Source organism: Pseudoxanthomonas sp. CCNWLW251 (genome assembly GCF_037402255.1).
GTDB lineage: Bacteria > Pseudomonadota > Gammaproteobacteria > Xanthomonadales > Xanthomonadaceae > Pseudoxanthomonas_A.
Window position 1 is genome coordinate 486,689 of the sequence record NZ_JBBEGA010000001.1, and the last position, 17,007, is coordinate 503,695.

A 17,007-nucleotide genomic window follows, 5' to 3' on the forward strand; every position below is an offset into this window, starting at 1 on the left:
GGGCCGCTCAAACGGCCTCGAACGCGGGCGGGTCCCACAGGCACCGCCCACCCGCTTTCTTCCGCAGGGTCGCCAGGCGTGCCTCATGTGCGGCCAGTTCGTCCACGGTGGGCGAAACGCGCGGGCGGGCGCCGGTATTGGCGGAATCGAACCGATGCACCACGGTCGCGGCTGACCCGGGCGCCGCGTCTTCCGCGCCTCCGAACCCGATTTCCCGCTGGCCGGCGGTGAGGTTCAGGTACACGTCGCACAACAGCTGGGCGTCCAGCAGGGCGCCGTGCAATTGCCGGTGGGTGTTGTCCACGCCCAGCCGCTTGCACAGCGCGTCCAGCGAGTTGCGCTGGCCGGGATAGCGTTGTCGCGCCAGCAGCAGCGAATCTTCGACGGTGACCCGGTCCGCCAGGCGGCCGTAGTGCTCACCCAGCCGCGATAGCTCATAGTCCAGGAAGCCCACGTCGAAAGCGGCGTTGTGGATCACCAGCTCCGCACCGTCGATGAAGGCCAGGAATTCATCCGCGATGGCGGCGAAGAGTGGCTTGTCGGACAGGAATTCCAGGCTGAGCCCGGTGACTTCCGCCGCTCCCTGCTCGAATTCGCGCTGCGGGTTGATGTACTGATGGTACGTGCGCCCGGTGGGTCTGCGTTCAAGCAGTTCGACACAGCCGATTTCGACCACCCGGTTGCCTTTCCTCCACTCTAGGCCGGTGGTTTCGGTATCGAGGATGATCTGGCGCATCAGGCGTTGGCTTCCGTAGGTACATTCAGGTGGAACAGATCGAGCGCATGCTCGACGTGCGGCAGGACGACCATTCTGTCGAATTCGAATCCCAGCTTCTGCAACAGGCCGATGGAGGCCGCATTGTCCGGATTGACGATGGCCTGCAGCCGGGTGATGCCGAGCCGGGTCCTCGCATCGGCGATCACCGCAAGCGCGGCCTCGCATGCGTAGCCCCGGCCGCAATGGTCGGGCAGCAATGCATAACCCAGGTCCGGGCCATCGAGGCCCTCGCGTCGCACCAGCCCGCAGTTCCCGATCAACGCACCGGTGTCCTTCAGCTGGACGGCGTACATCCCGAACCCGTGTTCCGCATAGCTGCGCAGCGCGCCATTGCGCAGGTAGTCGCGTGCCTGCTCCAGGCTGCGGACGCCGCGGTCTGCGATGTTGCGGATGAAGGCGGCGTCGTTGAGCAGTACCAGCATCAGGGCCGCGTCGGCGTGCGCGTCATCGGACATCGCGTACAGGCGCAATCGGGCGGTCTGGGCGACAACCTGTCCCGGCAGGAGCGGCACGGTCACGCCACGGCACCGCTGCGAAAGCGCACCGCCGCGTTGCGCGCGAGCACGTCCACGCGCTCGTTGTCGGGGTCGCCGTTATGGCCCTTGACCCACTTCCAGTCGATCTTGTGGCGAGCCGTGGCCGCGTGCAGGCGCTCCCACAGATCGCGATTCTTCACCGGATCGCCGCCCGCGGTCTTCCAGCCGCGCCGCACCCAGCCGGGCATCCATTCGGTGATGCCTTGGCGAACGTATTGCGAATCGATATGCAGCGTGACCTCGCAGCCTTCCGTCAGCACTTCCAGCGCAGCGATGGCGGCCATCAGCTCCATCCGGTTGTTGGTGGTCTGCGCCTCGCCGCCGACCACTTCCCGCTCCTTTTCGCCGTAGCGCAGGAGCGCTGCCCAGCCGCCGGGGCCCGGGTTGCCCAGGCAGGAACCATCGGTATGGATGCTGACGTGCTTCATGTGTCCTCTTGGTCGGGTATCAGGCTGCGGGCGCGGTGCGCCACGCGCGCGCCACGGGCGCGGGGGGAATCAGGCCGGCCACGCGCTTCTCCGCTTCCAGCAGGCGGGCGGCGCGCAACGGTGCAGGGCCGTTGCCGGGAGCGTCCGGCATGCCGCGCCAGACCGGGCCGTAGTGCAGGACATGCTGCGACATCGTCAGCCCCGCCGCCGCCAACTGGAGGCGCCACTGGTCCAGCGCACGCGACTTCAACCCGGTGCCGCGCCAGCGCAGGCGATAAGGGCTCCACGGATTGAGGACGAACAGCCACAGGCGTCCTCCGGGCTCCAGCACCCGGGCGCACTCCTGCAGCAGCGGCTGCGGATCGCCGGCGTCCAGGGCGTGCTGCAGCACGATCACGCCCACGGCCTCGGTGGGCAGCGGCAAGGGCAACCCGCAGTGGACAGGCCCTGACAGACGATGCGAGCCCGCGGTCGCCCTCAGGCGCAGCCCGCGCGTCGCGGGAGCGGTGGCGGAGGGATCCGTGCCCTCCGGCAAGACCCAAAGCCAGGGCTGCGGAGTGCGACTGGTGAGCGCCTGGCTTACCCGGGCATGCTCCGACGCGAGTATCGGCCCGCCTCGGCCCGTCCCGAACCACGCCAGGGCATCGGGTTGACGGGTAAATGCGAAGGCAGGCATGTTCGGATTGTAGAGGACGCCGCGCCCGGCCGTCCGTTCTTGCCCGGAGCCCGTCCCCCGATGCGCCTGCTCGCCCTGCCCGCCTTCGAAGACAACTACATCTGGGCACTGGTGGACGACGACGGTGACGCGCTCGTGGTGGACCCCGGCGACGCGGCGCCTGTCCTTGCGGCCACCGGCAACGGCTTGTGGCCTGCCGCGGTCCTGATTACCCACCATCACCCCGACCATGCCGGCGGCATCGCCGCCCTGCGGGACCGCTGGCCGACGCTGCCGGTGTTCGCTCCTGAAGACGAACGCATTCCCGATGCCACGGAGCGCGTGGGCGACGGCAGCGTCGTCCAGGTGAAGCGCTGGCGACTGTCGGTGCTGTCGGTCCCCGGACATACCCGCAGCCATATCGCGTTCCACGGGGGAGGCAGCGAGGGTCCGCCCCACCTGTTCTGCGGGGATACGCTGTTCAGCCTGGGCTGCGGTCGACTGTTCGAAGGTACGCCGCCGCAGATGCTCGCTTCGCTGGAACGCCTGGCCGCCTTGCCGGACTCGTCGCTGGTCTGCTGCGGCCATGAGTACACCCTGGCCAACGCCGCTTTCGCCGAAACTGTGGATCCGCACAACCCCGCCCTGCGCCTGCGCATCCAGGAAGCCCGCGCCATGCGCCGTGCCGGTCGCCCCACCCTGCCCACCTCGCTGGCGGCCGAGGTGGCCACCAATCCCTTCCTGCGCGTGGACGATGAAGCCGTGCGCGAAGCGGTCACGCATCGGCTGGGAAGGGCGCCTGCCGACCGGGTGGAAACGTTCGCGACACTGAGGCAATGGAAGAACGATTTTCGCGCATGAGCAGACGCAACCGAATGCATCGGACGATCCTCGCCGCCGGCCTGGCCATCATCGCCCACCCCGTGATGGCTGCCGATCCTGCGCCCTCCATCGAAACGCAGGCGCAGCTGCCAGAAGCGCCAGCGGTCGATCCGCTTGCTCCCGCGAGCCTGTCCGCCACGCACCAGCGCAGCGGCCTGGAGATCTACCAGCGCTTCCGTGACGGGCTCGCCGATCCGGAGTGCGACAGCCAGGCAACGAATGGCCGCTGGAAAAAGCACTTCAGCCATGCGCCAGGCCAGCTCGCCAGCGCACAGGAAGACCTGCTGCCGCTGTTCGGCTACGTGGTCGACGCCCTGCGCGATGCCCACCTGCCCACCGAGTTCGCGCTCATCCCGTTCGTCGAAAGTGGATACAAGCCCGGTGCGCGCAACCCCAGCGGCCCGGCAGGGCTGTGGCAATTCATCGGCATCACGGCCCGCAACCACGGCGTCCCCATGCGCGAGGGCTACGACGGACGGCTATCGCCGGTGGACTCCACGCAGGCGGCCATCCGCTACCTCAAGACATTGCACGGCATGTTCGGCGGCGACTGGAGGCTGGCGGTGATGGCCTACAACGCGGGGGAATACCGCGTGCTGCAATCCATGCGCCGCGCAGGCATGAACGCACGCAATGCAAGACCGGCGGAATTGCCCGGGCTCTCCGGCATCACGTACGCCTACGTGGAGAAGCTGCACGCGCTGGCCTGCGTCTTCCAGCAGGCCGACGACCGCGATGCCTGGCTGCGGCAGATGGACCGCCCCGTGCCCCGGTTGGAGGCACACACGCTGCCAGGGGACGCCACGCTGGAATCCTGGGCGCGCAGCCAGCAACAACCCGCCACGCTTCTCAAACGCCTCAATCCTGCGCTTGCAGGCCGCTTCAGCCGCGGAACGAAGCCCCTGCGATTGCTCGCGCCCGCCATCGCCGGCGACGACAGCGCAACCGGCACGAGTGACACCCCTGCCGCCCCACCCGCCGTCGCCAGCGCGGACATGCCTGGCACCGAACCCGCCCCTTCACGCACGCACGTTGTGAAAAGCGGCGAGTCGGCCTGGACCATCGCGCGCCGGTACGGCATTTCCACCACGCACCTGCTGCGCGTGAATGGCCTGAAAGCGGACGCCGTCCTTCGCCCCGGCATGGTGCTGAAGCTGGACGACGATCCGGCCTGATGCGCGGTCCGGGCTGAAAAAAAATCCCGCCGTTCGGCGGGATTCTTCATGTCGCGAGGGGTGCCCGGCTCAGAGCCGGTCTTCGAACACTTCGACCTTGAAACGCTTGCGCAGTGCATCGACGTACGCCTGTGTCGCAACGCCGCCGTTCAACTGCGTCATCTGCTGCTGCATCGTCGCGCGCTCTTCGGCTGGCATGTCGGCGATCGCACCCTCCGTCACCTTGTTGACGGTGAAGATGGCGTAAGCGCCATCACCCAGCGCCACCTTGCCCGCCGTCGCCTTGCCTTCCGCCGGGCGCGCCGCCGCGAAGATCGCTTCGTTCGCCTCGGCCGTCGGCATCGGCATGCCACGACGCAGGCCGGGCAACTCGTTGTAGCGCAGGCCATCGGCCGCAGCGATGGTCGCAAGCGACTCACCCTTCTGCACGCGTGCGACCAGCGCGTCCGCAGCCGCCTGGGCGGCCTTCTCGCGACGGTCGGCACGGATGGCGAGCACGACGGCGTCGCGCGCCTTGTCCATGGGCAACGCCTGTTCCGGCGTGTGCTGGGCGACCCGGATGACCACGCTGTGGTTGGGCGCGATTTCGATCGGATCGCTGATGGTGCCGTCCTGGACCAGCGTGTCCGAGAAGGCGGCACGCAACACGGCCGGTACGGTCGCGATGCCCTGGGGATTGGTGCGGGAGAACGGGCCGACCTTCTGCAGCGGCAGCCCTGTCGCCTGCGCGGCCGGGGCGAGCGCGGTCGGATTCTTCAGGGTTTCATTGACCACGCGGCCCGCCAGATCGTTGAACGCGCGATCACGCTCGCTGCTGGCTTCTTCCGCCGCCAGTTCCTCGCGCACCTCCTCGAAGCTGCGGCCGGTACCGCCGGTGACCTGCTTCAACTGCAGCACGTGGTAACCGAAGTCGCTCTTCACCGGTCCACGGATCTCACCGGCCTGCATGGCGAACGCGGCGTCCTCGAAGGGTTTCACCATCGAACCGTCCTTCGCGAACGGCGGCAGCTCGCCCCCCATGTCCTTCGAACCCGGGTCTTCCGAATTGGCGCGCGCCAGTGCCGCGAAGTCGGCGCCCTCACGCGCCTGCTTGGCCAGCGCAGCGGCTCTTTCTTCCGCCTTCTTCTGCGTGGCGGCATCGGCGTTCGCGTCAGCCGCGATCAGGATGTGGGCGACCACACGCTGTTCGGGAGAGACGAAACGCGACTTCTCGGCGTCGTAGCGCTTGCGCAACGTAGCCTCGTCGGCGGTGGCGGTGACCGGCAGCGCGGCACCATTGATTTCCAGATACTCCAGCGAGACCTGCTCCGGCTGCTTGAAGTCGTCCTTGTGTCCGTCGTACCAGGCCTTGATATCCGCATCGCTGACGGGCGTGGCGCCCTCCGCGGCCGGCGGCAACAGGGCAATGCCGATGTCGCGCGTTTCGCCCAGCAGCTTCCACATGCGCTCCTGCTCGCCCTCGGTGACGAAGTCGGAATCGCTGATCGCCTGGGGCACCAGCATCATGCGCAGCCGTTCGCGCTGGTCTTCTTGGAACTTCAGCGGGGAGATCGCAGGTACCTGCGACGACAGCAGCATCTGGTACTGCTCCTGGCTGAACTTGCCGTCGATCTGGAACGCGGGCTCGCTCAGGATCATCTTCTGCACGGCTGCATCGCCCACGACGATACCGGCGCGCTTGGACGCCAGCGCCAGCACCTTCTGGTCGATCAGTTGCTCGAGCACCTTGCGCTTGTTGTCGACACTCTCGAACTCGCGCGGATCGAACGCTTCACCCTGCGCCTGTCGCTGCTGCTGGCGCGCCTGCTCGAATGCGGCGCGGAATTCATCCTGGGTGACTTCCTCGCGCTGCCACAGCATCGAAGCCGGCCACCATTGGGGTGCCGACTCCCACCACGTCGGCGGCGCTTCGACCAGGGCAACGTCGCTGGCGGTGCCACCGGTCATGTACTCGTTCACGCCGACGAAGGCGAACGGAATGATCAGCAGACCCAGGATCAGGCTGGCGACCCAGCCGGAGGTTTTGTCGCGGAGTTTCTGCAGCATGTGTGCACGGGGCTCGGATTCTTTCAGCCGCGAAGTTTAGCGTGCCGGGACAACGGCGTCTCGCCACCTGGCGGATCCCGCCGCCGGGGAGCATCTTCCCGGCCACAATGCGGCGTGATGCGTACAGAAAGCAGAAAGCCCGCTTTCGCGGGCTTTCCGGGTGTAATGGCGGAGTGGACGGGACTCGAACCCGCGACCTCCGGCGTGACAGGCCAGCATTCTAACCGACTGAACTACCACTCCGCGCTGAGACAGACATTGTAAGACGATTTACGCGGTTTCCGCTAGACCGTCCTGCAAATTTTTTAACCTTGCATCGCCCCGAGGTGGTGGGTGCTGAGGGTTTCGAACCCCCGACCCTCTCCGTGTAAGGGAGACGCTCTACCGCTGAGCTAAGCACCCCAGGTGCATCACGCACCCTGCCATCGGCAGCGAGTCGATTAGTTTACGGCATCCTTCAGGGCTTTGCCAGCCTTGAAGGCCGGGTTCTTGGAAGCCTTGATCTTGATGGTATCGCCGGTCTTCGGGTTGCGGCCCGTGCGCGCTGCGCGCTTGCGGACTTGGAAGGTGCCGAAGCCGACCAGCGTCACGGTGTCGCCCTTCTTGAGGGCCTTGGTGATGCTGGAGATGACGGCGTCGACGGCACGGCCAGCTTCGGCCTTGGACACTTCGGCTTCGTCGGCGACGGCATCAATCAATTCGGTTTTGTTCATTGAGTAACTCCCTTTGCGGCACAACCGCGGAATGAGTAACCGGGACCTCGGGGCTCGCTCGCCTCGCGGGAACCGGTCGTTATATCCACGCACAGCGAGGCATCGCCCCATGTGCGCGGGTGACGCCGTTATACCAGTGCAAAAAATGCCACGCAAGCCGAAAACCCAGCAATGACGCGGGTTTCGGGGCGATTCCAGCCGCCATCCGTCACATCGTTCAATGCTTCACGCCCGGTTGTTGCGATCCCTTGTCGCTTTCCTTCTCCGCCGTCGGCACCGTGCGCTCGCCTCCGCCATCGGCGGGTACCGGGGCCAGCGGACGTTCCAGCGCCAGGTCCAGCACTTCGTCGATCCACTTCACCGGCACGATCTTCATGCCCTCTGTGACGTTGGCGGGGATATCCGCGAGGTCCTTCTTGTTCTCGTCAGGAATGATCACGGTGTTGATGCCGCCACGCAGCGCTGCGAGCAACTTTTCCTTCAGCCCACCGATCGCGGTGACCCGTCCCCGCAGCGTGATCTCGCCGGTCATGGCGACGTTGGCGCGAACCGGATTCTTCGTCAGCGCGGACACCAGCGCGGTCGCCATCGCGATGCCGGCGCTGGGTCCGTCCTTCGGCGTGGCGCCATCCGGTACATGCAGGTGCACGTCGTGCTTCTGCAGGAATTCCGCATCCACACCCAGGCTGGCCGCGCGACTGCGCACCACCGACAAGGCGGCGGAGCCCGACTCCTTCATCACGTCGCCCAGCTGTCCGGTCAGCATCATGCCGCCCTTGCCGGGTACCAGCGCCACCTCGATCTGCAGCAGATCGCCACCGACTTCGGTCCATGCCAGACCGGTCACCAGACCCACCTCGTTCTGCTCCTCCGCGCGCCCGAAGTCGTAGCGACGCACGCCGGAGTACTTCTCCAGATTCTTCGAGCCGACCTGCACGGTGGCCGCCTTCGCCGTCTTCTTCTTTGCCAACGCCTTGGCGCCGCCCAGCGCGATCTCCTTCACCACCTTGCGGCAGATCTTGGCGACTTCGCGCTCCAGGTTGCGCACGCCCGACTCGCGGGTGTAGTAGCGGACCAAGTCGCGGATCGCGCTTTCGGCGATCTTCAGCTCGTCCGCCTTCAGGCCGTTGGCCTTCAACTGCTTCGGGACAAGGTAGCGCTGCGCGATGTTGACCTTCTCATCCTCGGTGTATCCCGGGATGCGGATCACTTCCATGCGGTCCAGCAAGGGACCCGGAATGTTCAACGAATTGGAGGTGGCGACGAACATCACCTCGGACAGATCCAGGTCCACTTCCAGGTAGTGATCGTTGAATGCGTTGTTCTGCTCGGGATCGAGCACCTCCAGCAGGGCTGACGAGGGATCGCCGCGGAAGTCCATGGACATCTTGTCGATCTCGTCCAGCACGAACAGCGGATTCTTGCTGCCGGTCTTGTTGAGGTTCTGCACGATGCGGCCCGGCATCGAACCCACGTAGGTGCGGCGATGCCCACGGATCTCGGCCTCGTCGCGCACGCCACCCAGCGACATGCGGACGAACTTGCGGTTCGTCGCCTTCGCGATGCTCTGCCCGAGCGAGGTCTTGCCCACGCCCGGCGGTCCCACGAGGCACAGGATCGGTCCGCGCAGCTTCTTCACCCGCGACTGCACCGCGAGGTACTCGAGGATGCGTTCCTTGACCTTCTCCAGACCGTAGTGGTCGGCGTCCAAGGTGTCCTGTGCGACCTTCAGGTCCTTGCGGACCTTGGTGCGCTTGTTCCACGGCACGCCCAACACCCAGTCCAGGTAGTTGCGCACGACGGCGGCTTCCGCCGACATCGGCGACATCTGCTTGAGCTTGTTGAGCTCGTTGCGCGCCTTGGTCTCCACCGGCTTGGGCATGCCCGCCTCGGCGATCCGTCGCGCCAGGTCCTCCAGTTCGTTGGGCGCTTCGTCGAGCTCGCCCAGCTCCTTCTGGATGGCCTTCATCTGTTCGTTGAGGTAGTACTCGCGCTGGCTCTTCTCCATCTGCGACTTCACGCGGCCGCGGATGCGCTTCTCCAGTTGCTGCACGTCGATCTCGCCGTCGACGAAACCGACCAGCAGCTCGAGCCGTTCACCGACTTCGATCGTCTCCAGCAAACGCTGCTTGTCGCTGAGGCGGACGCCCAGGTGCGCGGCAATGGTATCGGCCAGCCGACTGGGTTCGTCGATGCCTGCCAGCGTCTGCAGCAGCTCGGGCGGCAGCTTGCGGTTGGTCTTCACGTACTGCTCGAACAGGCCCATCAGCGAACGCGCAACCGCCTCGATCTCGCGCGGCTCGCGTCCGTCGGTGGAGTCGATCTCCTCGCCTTGCCCGTACAGCGCGCCATCGCGTTCGTCCACGTTGGAGACGCTGATGCGCGACGTGCCTTCGACCAGCACCTTGATCGTGCCGTCAGGCAGCTTCAGCAGTTGCAGCACCTGTGCCAGGGTGCCGACCGTGTACAGGTCGGCGGCAGCGGGATCGTCGGTTTCCGCGGACTTCTGCGCGAGCAGGATGATGCGTTTGTCGGCCTCCATCGCCTGTTCCAGCGCACGCATGGATTTGTCGCGCCCGACGAACAGCGGGATGACCATGTGCGGAAACACCACCACGTCGCGTAGCGGCAGGACCGGCAGGTCGAGGGTTTCAGTCTGGGGATGGCGGGGCATGGGGGCTCCAGCGAAGTGCGGAATGCGGAATGCGGGGGTGTCGAAACACCAATGGGGCCGTTATGGGGCCATCGGCATCGGGATGCAATAGCGGGCCTGAAACCGCAACAAAAGCAGTGGGTTGGAATCGGCGCGCGAAAAATGAACAGGCGCCACGAGGGCGCCTGTCGTCGACCGCATCACGGGGCCGATCACTCGGCGGCCGCGACCTTCGGTGCGGGCGGATTCTGATAGATCAGATACGGCTCGGACTTGTGCTCGATGACGGACTCGTCCACGACCACCTTGCTGACGTTTTCGAGCGAAGGCAGTTCGTACATCGTATCCAGCAGCACCGATTCGACGATGGTACGCAAGCCACGGGCACCGGTCTTGCGCTTGAGCGCCTTGCGGGCGATGGCGGACAGGGCGTCCGCACGGAACTCCAGTTCCACTCCCTCCATCTCGAACAGCTTCTTGAACTGCTTGGTGATGGCGTTCTTCGGCTCGGTCAGGATCTTGACCAGCGCGGTCTCGTCCAGCTCCTCCAGCGTCGCGACCACCGGCAGGCGGCCCACGAATTCGGGAATCAGACCGAACTTGATCAGGTCTTCCGGCTCGACCTCCGACAACACCTTGCCGATTTCCGACTTCTTCTCGGAACTCTTCACCTTGGCGCCGAACCCGATGCCGCCGGCCTCGGTGCTGCGCTGCTGGATGATCTTGTCCAGGCCGGCGAACGCGCCCCCGCAAATGAACAGGATGTTCTTGGTATCGACCTGCAGGAATTCCTGCTGCGGGTGCTTGCGGCCGCCCTGCGGCGGCACGCTGGCCACAGTGCCTTCGATCAGCTTCAGCAGCGCCTGCTGCACGCCTTCACCGGACACGTCTCGGGTGATCGACGGGTTCTCGCTCTTGCGTGAGATCTTGTCGATCTCGTCGATGTACACGATGCCCTGCTGAGCCTTGTCGACGTCGTAGTCGCACTTCTGCAGCAGCTTCTGGATGATGTTCTCCACATCCTCGCCCACGTAACCGGCCTCGGTCAGCGTGGTGGCGTCGGCGATGGTGAACGGCACGTTGAGCAGGCGCGCCAGCGTCTCGGCCAGCAGGGTCTTGCCCGAACCGGTCGGGCCGGCCAGCAGGATGTTCGACTTGGCCAGTTCGACCTCATCGTTCTTGCTGCGGCTCTCGATGCGCTTGTAGTGGTTGTAGACCGCCACCGCCAGCGTGCGCTTGGCGCGGTTCTGACCGATCACGTACTGGTCCAGGACTTCCAGGATCTCGCGCGGCTTGGGCAGGTGGCTACGGGCGGACTGCGCCTTCTCTTCCAGCTCCTCGCGGATGATGTCGTTGCACAGCTCCACGCATTCATCGCAGATGAACACGCTGGGACCCGCGATCAGCTTGCGCACCTCGTGCTGGCTCTTGCCGCAGAACGAGCAGTACAGGATTTTGGTGCTGTCGCCGGAACGGCCCTGACGATCTTCGCTCATGCTGGTAATACTCGGTCGCTCAACCTGCCCTCGGGGGCTTGCGGTCGGAGAATAGCACACGGCCCCGGCGTGTCAGCCGGGTCCGTGAACAGGGGGATTCGTGCCGTAAAAGCGGGCAATCCGGGGTATCAGGCCGACTGGATGGAGTCGTCGGGGCGACGTTCCAGCACCTGGTCGACCAGTCCATAGGCCTGGGCATCGGCCGCGCTCTTGAAGTTGTCGCGCTCCGTGTCGCGCTCGATCGTCTCCAGCGACTGCCCGGTGTGCTTGGCCAGGATTTCATTCAACCGGGCACGCAGGGTCAGGATCTCGCGGGCATGGATGTCGATGTCCGTGGCCTGACCCTGGAAGCCGCCCAGCGGCTGGTGGATCATCACGCGCGAGTTCGGCAGCGCATACCGCTTGCCTTTCGCGCCGGATGCCAGCAGCAGCGCACCCATGCTGGCCGCCTGGCCCACGCAGATGGTGCTGACGTCGGGCTTGATGTACTGCATGGTGTCGTAGATCGCCATGCCCGCCGTCACCACGCCGCCCGGCGAGTTGATGTACAGGCTGATGTCCTTCTCGGGATTTTCCGCTTCGAGGAAGAGCATCTGGGCCACGATGACGTTCGCCACGTGGTCGTCCACGCCGCCGACCAGGAAGATGACGCGTTCCTTCAGCAGGCGGGAATAGATGTCGTAGGCGCGCTCGCCGCGGCTGGTCTGCTCGACCACCATCGGCACCAGGTTAAGGGCTTGGGTTTGGATGCTCATTCGGTTCTCGCGCCTGTCGTTCGTGGGAAGGTCCGGCCTAGGATAGCCGGACCTTCTGTCCGGACGGGTGCCCGGCTCAGTTGCGGATGGCTTCCTGGAAGGAAAGCGTCTGCTCGGTGTGCTGGGCGCGCTCGGCGATCCAGTCGATCACCTGCTCTTCCATCACACGACCCTGCAGACTGTTCATCAGTTGGGGATCGTTGCGGTACAACTCAATGACCTGCTCCGGCTCCTCGTAGGTCGAGGCGATCAGACGCAACGTCTCGTTCAGGCGCTTGGAGTCCAGGCGCAGCTGGTTGCGGCGGGCCACCTCGCCCACCAGCAGGCCAACCAGCACGCGCTTGCGCGCCGCATCCAGGAAGCCCTCGTAGGCGTTGTCAGGGACCTGCACCTGCTGGCCCTGGCGGCGGGCCTGCTCGGCCGCCTGCTGGACCATCACGCGCGCCTCGTTCTCGACCAGGCGCGGCGGCATTTCGACGTGCGAATAGACGGCGATCAGCTGCTCCCCGACCTCGCGGCGCAGGCGGGTCATCAGGGCACCCTTGAGCTCGCGCTCCAGGTTGCTGCGGATATCCGCCCGGAACTGCTCGGCGTCGCCACTCTTCACGCCGAAGCTGCGGATGAACTCGCGGTCCACCTCAGGCAGCACCGACTCGGCCACCTCGGTGACCTTGACGTGCACGTCGACCTGCTTGCCCGCCAGCGGCGGAACGCGCCAGTCGGCGGGGAAAGTGACCGACACCGTCTTTTCGTCGCCCTTGGCCAGACCCACGAGCGCCTGTTCGATCTCACCGAACATCACGCCCGACCCGATCAGCGTGGCACCCTTCTCGATGCCCTCCGCCGGCATGCGCTCGTCACCGGCCTGCGACCAGGTCTCCAGCGCCACGCGATCGCCTTCCTTTGCGCCGCGTTCGACGACCTGGAACGTACGCCGCTGCATGCGCAGGTTGTCGACCATCTGGTCGATGTCGGCATCGGTCACTTCGGCGGCGTGGCGGATCACGGTCAGCTTGGCGACGTCGACGTCGCCGAAGTCCGGCACCACTTCGAACGTGGCCACGAAATCCAGCTCGCCCTCGCCCTGCTTCTCGATGCGCGGATTGCCGGCCAGCTGCAGTTCCTGCTCACGCACGGCATTGTTGAACGTCTCGCGCAGCAGGCCGTCGAGCGCCTCGGCGCGGACCTGCTCGCCATAACGCTGTTCGATGACCTTCGCCGGCACCTTGCCGGGACGGAACCCCTTGATGCGCGCGGTGCGCGACAGTTCGCGCAGGCGACCGCCGATGTGGGTGTCCAGGCGCTCAGCCGGCAGGCTGAAGCTCATGCGGCGCTCGAGGTTGCCGACCGATTCGACCGAAACTTGCATACTCACTGACTCCTGCGGCCACGGCACAGCCGGGGCGATGTTGATAATCCGGGACGCCTGGGGCAAGCGCGCAAGGCCCGCCCGGCGGAACTTGATAGTTTCGCTGATTCCGGGGCGGGCTGCCAGCGGGGCGGGCGTTTCGGGTGGAGGCATGGGCCGGTCCGGGCACAGGGGCTTCTGGCGCCATGCCCGGCCCCGGGCCTCGACGAGATCGATGGGGCCCATCGCTGGAGCTTCATCAACGAGTTTCCGACGGCAGGGATGGCCGGCGGTTCATCATCGGCGTACGCCAGGACGCATGGCGCCATGCCCTCTTCGGCGCCCGGTACCGGGATCACCCGTTCACGAAGCCGGCCGCTCCCCGCCCTGGCGGGTTCACGACCGTACTTTCCGGTCTACAGCGCGGCGTGGGTGGTGCGAAAGGAGGGACTCGAACCCTCACGGGGGTTACCCGCTGGAACCTAAATCCAGTGCGTCTACCAATTCCGCCACTTTCGCAAGGCTTGGCGATTGTACGCGCGAGCCGGCCGGGGCCGGAAGACGACAAGCGACTGTCGACCCCATCGGACGGCACCCACCGACCCACGCCAAGGTGCATCGTCACGCAAAGAAAAACGCCCGGCGTGAGCCGGGCGTTTTCGGGTTTGGTGGGCCGTCAAGGATTCGAACCTTGGACCTATTGATTAAGAGTCAACTGCTCTACCAACTGAGCTAACGGCCCCGAAAAACTGGCTGCGTAGTGTAACCGCATCTTCTTTTTCTGTGAACCCCCGCAGTGCGGAGATCCTCGATCAGTGGGGTGGCTGAGGGGACTCGAACCCCCGACATCTGGAATCACAATCCAGTACTCTAACCAGCTGAGCTACAGCCACCACTGAAACCTGCATCCTTCCGGATCGCACCGGAAGTGGCGCGCCCGACAGGACTCGAACCTGTAACCGCCGGCTTAGAAGGCCGGTGCTCTATCCGGTTGAGCTACGGGCGCCCGGTCCGGATTGTCGCATCCCCGTCATGCCGGAACACACTGGCACTGCATCAGACTGGTCGGGGTAGAGGGATTCGAACCCCCGACCCTCTGCTCCCAAAGCAGATGCGCTACCAGACTGCGCTATACCCCGACGAGGGTCCCGGCATGGCGTCTGGACGCCAACGAGGTCGCGTATTGTCGGAACCTGCGGCCCTGCTGTCAAACGAAACCTGATGTTCCTTCGCTTGCGATATGCTCAGGCGCTGGGGACAGACGTCCGGCAACCACATGAGGGAACGATGATGCGCAGCGGCAATCCGGCATTGAAGGAATCCACCTTCCTCGACCTTGGCAGCGGGACAGTCGTCTCGCGCGACGGCGAGGCGATGACGCTCAACGGCACCATCAACAAGACCGGCATCCTGTTGCTGCTGACCGTGCTGACGGCGGCGTTCTCGTGGAATCAGGCCCTCGGCCCGGACGGCCTGCCCGCTCCCGGCTTCGCGGTGTACATGTGGGGTGGCGCCATCGGCGGCCTGGTGCTGGCGCTGATCACCGTCTTCAAGAAGACCTGGTCGCCCGTCACCGCACCGCTGTATGCGCTGGTCGAAGGGTTCTTCCTGGGCGCGATCTCTGCGGTGTACAACGCGCAGTTCGGCGGGATCGTGATGCAGGCGGTGATGCTGACCTTCGGCATCCTGTTCGCGCTGCTGTTCGCCTACCGCAGTGGTCTGATCAAGGCCACCGAGAACTTCAAGCTGGGCGTGGTGGCGGCCACCGGCGGCATCGCACTGGTCTACCTGGCGAGCATCGCGCTGGGCTTCTTCGGCATCAAGATCCCGCTGATCCACGAATCCGGCCTGGTCGGCATCGGCTTCAGCCTGTTCGTCGTCGTCATCGCCTCACTGAACCTGGTGCTGGATTTCGACTTCATCGAAACCGGCGTCGAACAGGGCGCACCGAAGTACATGGAGTGGTATGGCGCCTTCGGCCTGATGGTCACGCTGGTGTGGCTGTACCTGGAGCTGCTGCGCCTGCTGTCGAAACTGCAATCGCGCGACTGATTCCATTCCTCGCGAAAGAAAAGGGGCGCCTCGGCGCCCCTTTTTTCATGAGCCGACCGTCTCGTCCGGTGGCGCTGGGCCCGCGACCTCGGCGGCGCGCCGCGTCGACCAGGCGATGAACACCAGCGCCGACCCCGCCAGCCACCAGCAGTAGTGCACGCTGCCGGCCAGCGCCAGCGGCGACACGGCAGCCAGCGAGGCCGCCAGCAGGATCTGTGCGCCGTAGGGCAGCACGCCCTGCACCACGCAGGCGAAGATGTCGAGCATGCTCGCCGCGCGCCGGGGACTGATGCCATGGCGCTGGGCGATGTCCCTGGCCAGGCTGCCGGTGACCAGGATCGCGACGGTGTTGTTCGCCGTCAGTGCGTCGGTGCCAGCCGCGAGCGCCGCGATGCTGATTTCACCGGACCGGCGCCCCGTATGCCCCCGCGCGAACTTCGCGATGACCTGCGCCAGCCAGTCCAGTCCTCCCGTGGCCTTGATCAGGGCGGCCAGTCCGCCGATGAGGATGGACAGGAGCGTGATCTCGACCATCCCCTCGAAGCCCACGTAGATGTCGCCCACGTAGGACACCACGTCGTAGTCGTCCGCCAGCACGAAACCGAAGATGCCCGCCGCGACCAGCCCGATGGCCAATACCAGCACCACGTCCAGCCCGGCCAGGGCCAGCCCGAGTACCAGCACGTAGGGCAACACCAGCCACGGTGAAGCCGCATCGGGCGCGGCCACCGGCGCCGCGTCGCCGAGCGTTGCCAGTACCGCGAGCGTTGCGATGGCGGCCGGCAACGCGATCTTGAAGTTCTCGCGGAACTTGTCGCGCATCTCCGCACCCTGGCTGCGCGTGGCGGCGATGGTGGTGTCCGAGATGATCGACAGGTTGTCGCCGAACATGGCGCCGCCAAGCACCGCGCCGACCACCAGCACCCGGTCCAGCCCTGCGGCATCGGCAACGCCCAATGCGATGGGCACCACGGCCGCCACCGTCCCCATCGAGGTGCCGATCGACAGCGAAACGAACGCCGCCGCCAGGAACAATCCCGGCAGGATCAGGCTCGCCGGCAAGGCGCCCAGGCCCAGCGCCACCACCGCATCCACCGCACCGATCGCCTTGGATACCGTGGCGAACGCGCCTGCCAGCAGGAAGATCAGACACATCAGCATGACGTTGCTGTCGCCCATGCCGGCCAGCAGCGTCTGCTGCGCAGGCACGCCACGACGACGCGCCAGCCATACGCCGAGCGCCAGCGCCGGCAGGATCGCCACCGGCGCGCGCAACTGATAGAACCCCATCGCCTCGCCCTGCGCGGTGAAGTACAACCCGGCACCGAAGAACAGCGCGAGGAACAGCAGCAGCGGAGTCAGCGCCAGCGCGCTGGGACGGACGGACATGACGGGGCCTTCTGCGTGGGGCCCGGATTGTGCGTGCCCTCGGTCTCCCATCCAACCTCATGGATGGGACACATGCAAACAAAAACGGGACGCTGTGCGTC

General features: G+C 65.8%; 14 protein-coding genes and 7 tRNA genes. 3 read left to right on the plus strand and 18 right to left on the minus strand.

Translation table 11 applies throughout. The features are described from left to right. Window positions 1–7: 7 nt before the first annotated feature. From dnaQ to WBN46_RS02300, 4 genes are read right to left on the minus strand one after another with little or no spacing between them, the layout of a single operon-like run. The gene (dnaQ, locus tag WBN46_RS02285) at window positions 8–736 is read right to left on the minus strand and encodes a DNA polymerase III subunit epsilon (RefSeq protein WP_337730143.1); all 729 of its coding nucleotides are present in this window, start codon (window positions 734–736) and stop codon (window positions 8–10) included. After that, window positions 736–1,296 carry a GNAT family N-acetyltransferase gene (locus WBN46_RS02290; RefSeq protein WP_337730144.1) on the minus strand — a complete coding sequence of 187 codons (561 nt, stop codon included), beginning with the start codon at window positions 1,294–1,296 and terminating at the stop codon, window positions 736–738. Before WBN46_RS02290 ends, dnaQ begins: the two co-directional genes overlap by 1 nt. After that, window positions 1,293–1,742, minus strand: a complete 450-nt coding sequence (rnhA, locus tag WBN46_RS02295; protein WP_142123987.1) for a ribonuclease HI — start codon at window positions 1,740–1,742, stop codon at window positions 1,293–1,295. The genes WBN46_RS02290 and rnhA overlap by 4 nt, the downstream gene beginning before the upstream one ends. Window positions 1,743–1,761: 19 nt before the next feature. Then, window positions 1,762–2,166 (minus strand): methyltransferase domain-containing protein, encoded by a 405-nt coding sequence (locus tag WBN46_RS02300; protein WP_192200748.1) that lies wholly within the window; start codon window positions 2,164–2,166, stop codon window positions 1,762–1,764. 312 nt (window positions 2,167–2,478) lie between these two features. Here WBN46_RS02300 and gloB point away from each other — a divergent pair, with 312 nt between their 5' ends. Both gloB and WBN46_RS02310 read left to right on the plus strand, forming a co-directional pair. Next, window positions 2,479–3,258: a hydroxyacylglutathione hydrolase gene (gene gloB, locus WBN46_RS02305; protein WP_337730145.1), complete on the plus strand. Its 780-nt coding sequence runs from the start codon at window positions 2,479–2,481 to the stop codon at window positions 3,256–3,258. Then, the gene (locus WBN46_RS02310) at window positions 3,255–4,454 is read left to right on the plus strand and encodes a transglycosylase SLT domain-containing protein (protein ID WP_337730146.1); all 1,200 of its coding nucleotides are present in this window, start codon (window positions 3,255–3,257) and stop codon (window positions 4,452–4,454) included. The genes gloB and WBN46_RS02310 overlap by 4 nt, the downstream gene beginning before the upstream one ends. A gap of 69 nt (window positions 4,455–4,523) precedes the next feature. Here the strand turns inward: WBN46_RS02310 and WBN46_RS02315 are convergent, their stop codons facing one another. The 13 genes from WBN46_RS02315 to WBN46_RS02375 form a co-directional block, all read right to left on the minus strand. Next, complete coding sequence (locus tag WBN46_RS02315; protein ID WP_337730147.1) at window positions 4,524–6,500, minus strand: peptidyl-prolyl cis-trans isomerase; 1,977 nt, start codon at window positions 6,498–6,500, stop codon at window positions 4,524–4,526. Window positions 6,501–6,666: 166 nt separating this feature from the next. Continuing rightward, a tRNA-Asp gene (locus WBN46_RS02320) sits at window positions 6,667–6,743 on the minus strand. An 84-nt stretch (window positions 6,744–6,827) separates the two neighbouring features. After that, window positions 6,828–6,902: transfer RNA gene (locus tag WBN46_RS02325), tRNA-Val, on the minus strand. A 38-nt stretch (window positions 6,903–6,940) separates the two neighbouring features. Beyond that, entirely contained in the window at window positions 6,941–7,324 is a 384-nt protein-coding gene (locus tag WBN46_RS02330) for an HU family DNA-binding protein (RefSeq protein WP_337730148.1), read from the minus strand. Between the two features lie 106 nt (window positions 7,325–7,430). Further along, on the minus strand, window positions 7,431–9,887 hold the full coding sequence (gene lon / locus WBN46_RS02335) for an endopeptidase La (protein WP_337730149.1): 2,457 nt from the start codon (window positions 9,885–9,887) through the stop codon (window positions 7,431–7,433). A gap of 191 nt (window positions 9,888–10,078) precedes the next feature. Beyond that, on the minus strand, window positions 10,079–11,362 hold the full coding sequence (clpX, locus tag WBN46_RS02340) for an ATP-dependent Clp protease ATP-binding subunit ClpX (protein ID WP_142123981.1): 1,284 nt from the start codon (window positions 11,360–11,362) through the stop codon (window positions 10,079–10,081). Between the two features lie 128 nt (window positions 11,363–11,490). Continuing rightward, on the minus strand, window positions 11,491–12,117 hold the full coding sequence (gene clpP, locus WBN46_RS02345) for an ATP-dependent Clp endopeptidase proteolytic subunit ClpP (protein ID WP_142123980.1): 627 nt from the start codon (window positions 12,115–12,117) through the stop codon (window positions 11,491–11,493). Between the two features lie 76 nt (window positions 12,118–12,193). Next, window positions 12,194–13,486, minus strand: a complete 1,293-nt coding sequence (gene tig / locus WBN46_RS02350; RefSeq protein ID WP_337730150.1) for a trigger factor — start codon at window positions 13,484–13,486, stop codon at window positions 12,194–12,196. A 412-nt stretch (window positions 13,487–13,898) separates the two neighbouring features. Next, window positions 13,899–13,984, minus strand: a tRNA-Leu gene (locus tag WBN46_RS02355). 147 nt (window positions 13,985–14,131) lie between these two features. Beyond that, a tRNA-Lys gene (locus WBN46_RS02360) sits at window positions 14,132–14,207 on the minus strand. A 74-nt stretch (window positions 14,208–14,281) separates the two neighbouring features. Further along, a tRNA-His gene (locus tag WBN46_RS02365) sits at window positions 14,282–14,358 on the minus strand. Between the two features lie 36 nt (window positions 14,359–14,394). Beyond that, window positions 14,395–14,471, minus strand: a tRNA-Arg gene (locus tag WBN46_RS02370). 56 nt (window positions 14,472–14,527) lie between these two features. After that, window positions 14,528–14,604, minus strand: a tRNA-Pro gene (locus WBN46_RS02375). Between the two features lie 148 nt (window positions 14,605–14,752). On the opposite strand from WBN46_RS02375, the gene WBN46_RS02380 reads away from it, so the two are divergent. Then, entirely contained in the window at window positions 14,753–15,517 is a 765-nt protein-coding gene (locus tag WBN46_RS02380; protein ID WP_337730151.1) for a Bax inhibitor-1/YccA family protein, read from the plus strand. A 45-nt stretch (window positions 15,518–15,562) separates the two neighbouring features. Here WBN46_RS02380 and WBN46_RS02385 read toward each other — a convergent pair whose 3' ends face one another. Then, the gene (locus tag WBN46_RS02385; RefSeq protein WP_337730152.1) at window positions 15,563–16,906 is read right to left on the minus strand and encodes a Na+/H+ antiporter NhaC family protein; all 1,344 of its coding nucleotides are present in this window, start codon (window positions 16,904–16,906) and stop codon (window positions 15,563–15,565) included. Window positions 16,907–17,007: the final 101 nt, after the last annotated feature.

What these genes read in the sequence shown, in the direction of transcription:
- WBN46_RS02330 (WP_337730148.1), bottom strand. Translation starts at nt 7,324, where the DNA reads ATGGGGCGATGCCTCGCTGTGCGTGGATATAACGACCGGTTCCCGCGA.
- WBN46_RS02385 (WP_337730152.1), bottom strand. Translation starts at nt 16,906, where the DNA reads ATGTCCGTCCGTCCCAGCGCGCTGGCGCTGACTCCGCTGCTGCTGTTC.
- WBN46_RS02380 (WP_337730151.1), top strand. Translation starts at nt 14,753, where the DNA reads ATGATGCGCAGCGGCAATCCGGCATTGAAGGAATCCACCTTCCTCGAC.
- gloB (WP_337730145.1), top strand. Translation starts at nt 2,479, where the DNA reads ATGCGCCTGCTCGCCCTGCCCGCCTTCGAAGACAACTACATCTGGGCA.
- rnhA (WP_142123987.1), bottom strand. Translation starts at nt 1,742, where the DNA reads ATGAAGCACGTCAGCATCCATACCGATGGTTCCTGCCTGGGCAACCCG.
- WBN46_RS02310 (WP_337730146.1), top strand. Translation starts at nt 3,255, where the DNA reads ATGAGCAGACGCAACCGAATGCATCGGACGATCCTCGCCGCCGGCCTG.
- clpP (WP_142123980.1), bottom strand. Translation starts at nt 12,117, where the DNA reads ATGAGCATCCAAACCCAAGCCCTTAACCTGGTGCCGATGGTGGTCGAG.
- dnaQ (WP_337730143.1), bottom strand. Translation starts at nt 736, where the DNA reads ATGCGCCAGATCATCCTCGATACCGAAACCACCGGCCTAGAGTGGAGG.
- tig (WP_337730150.1), bottom strand. Translation starts at nt 13,486, where the DNA reads ATGCAAGTTTCGGTCGAATCGGTCGGCAACCTCGAGCGCCGCATGAGC.
- lon (WP_337730149.1), bottom strand. Translation starts at nt 9,887, where the DNA reads ATGCCCCGCCATCCCCAGACTGAAACCCTCGACCTGCCGGTCCTGCCG.
- WBN46_RS02315 (WP_337730147.1), bottom strand. Translation starts at nt 6,500, where the DNA reads ATGCTGCAGAAACTCCGCGACAAAACCTCCGGCTGGGTCGCCAGCCTG.
- clpX (WP_142123981.1), bottom strand. Translation starts at nt 11,362, where the DNA reads ATGAGCGAAGATCGTCAGGGCCGTTCCGGCGACAGCACCAAAATCCTG.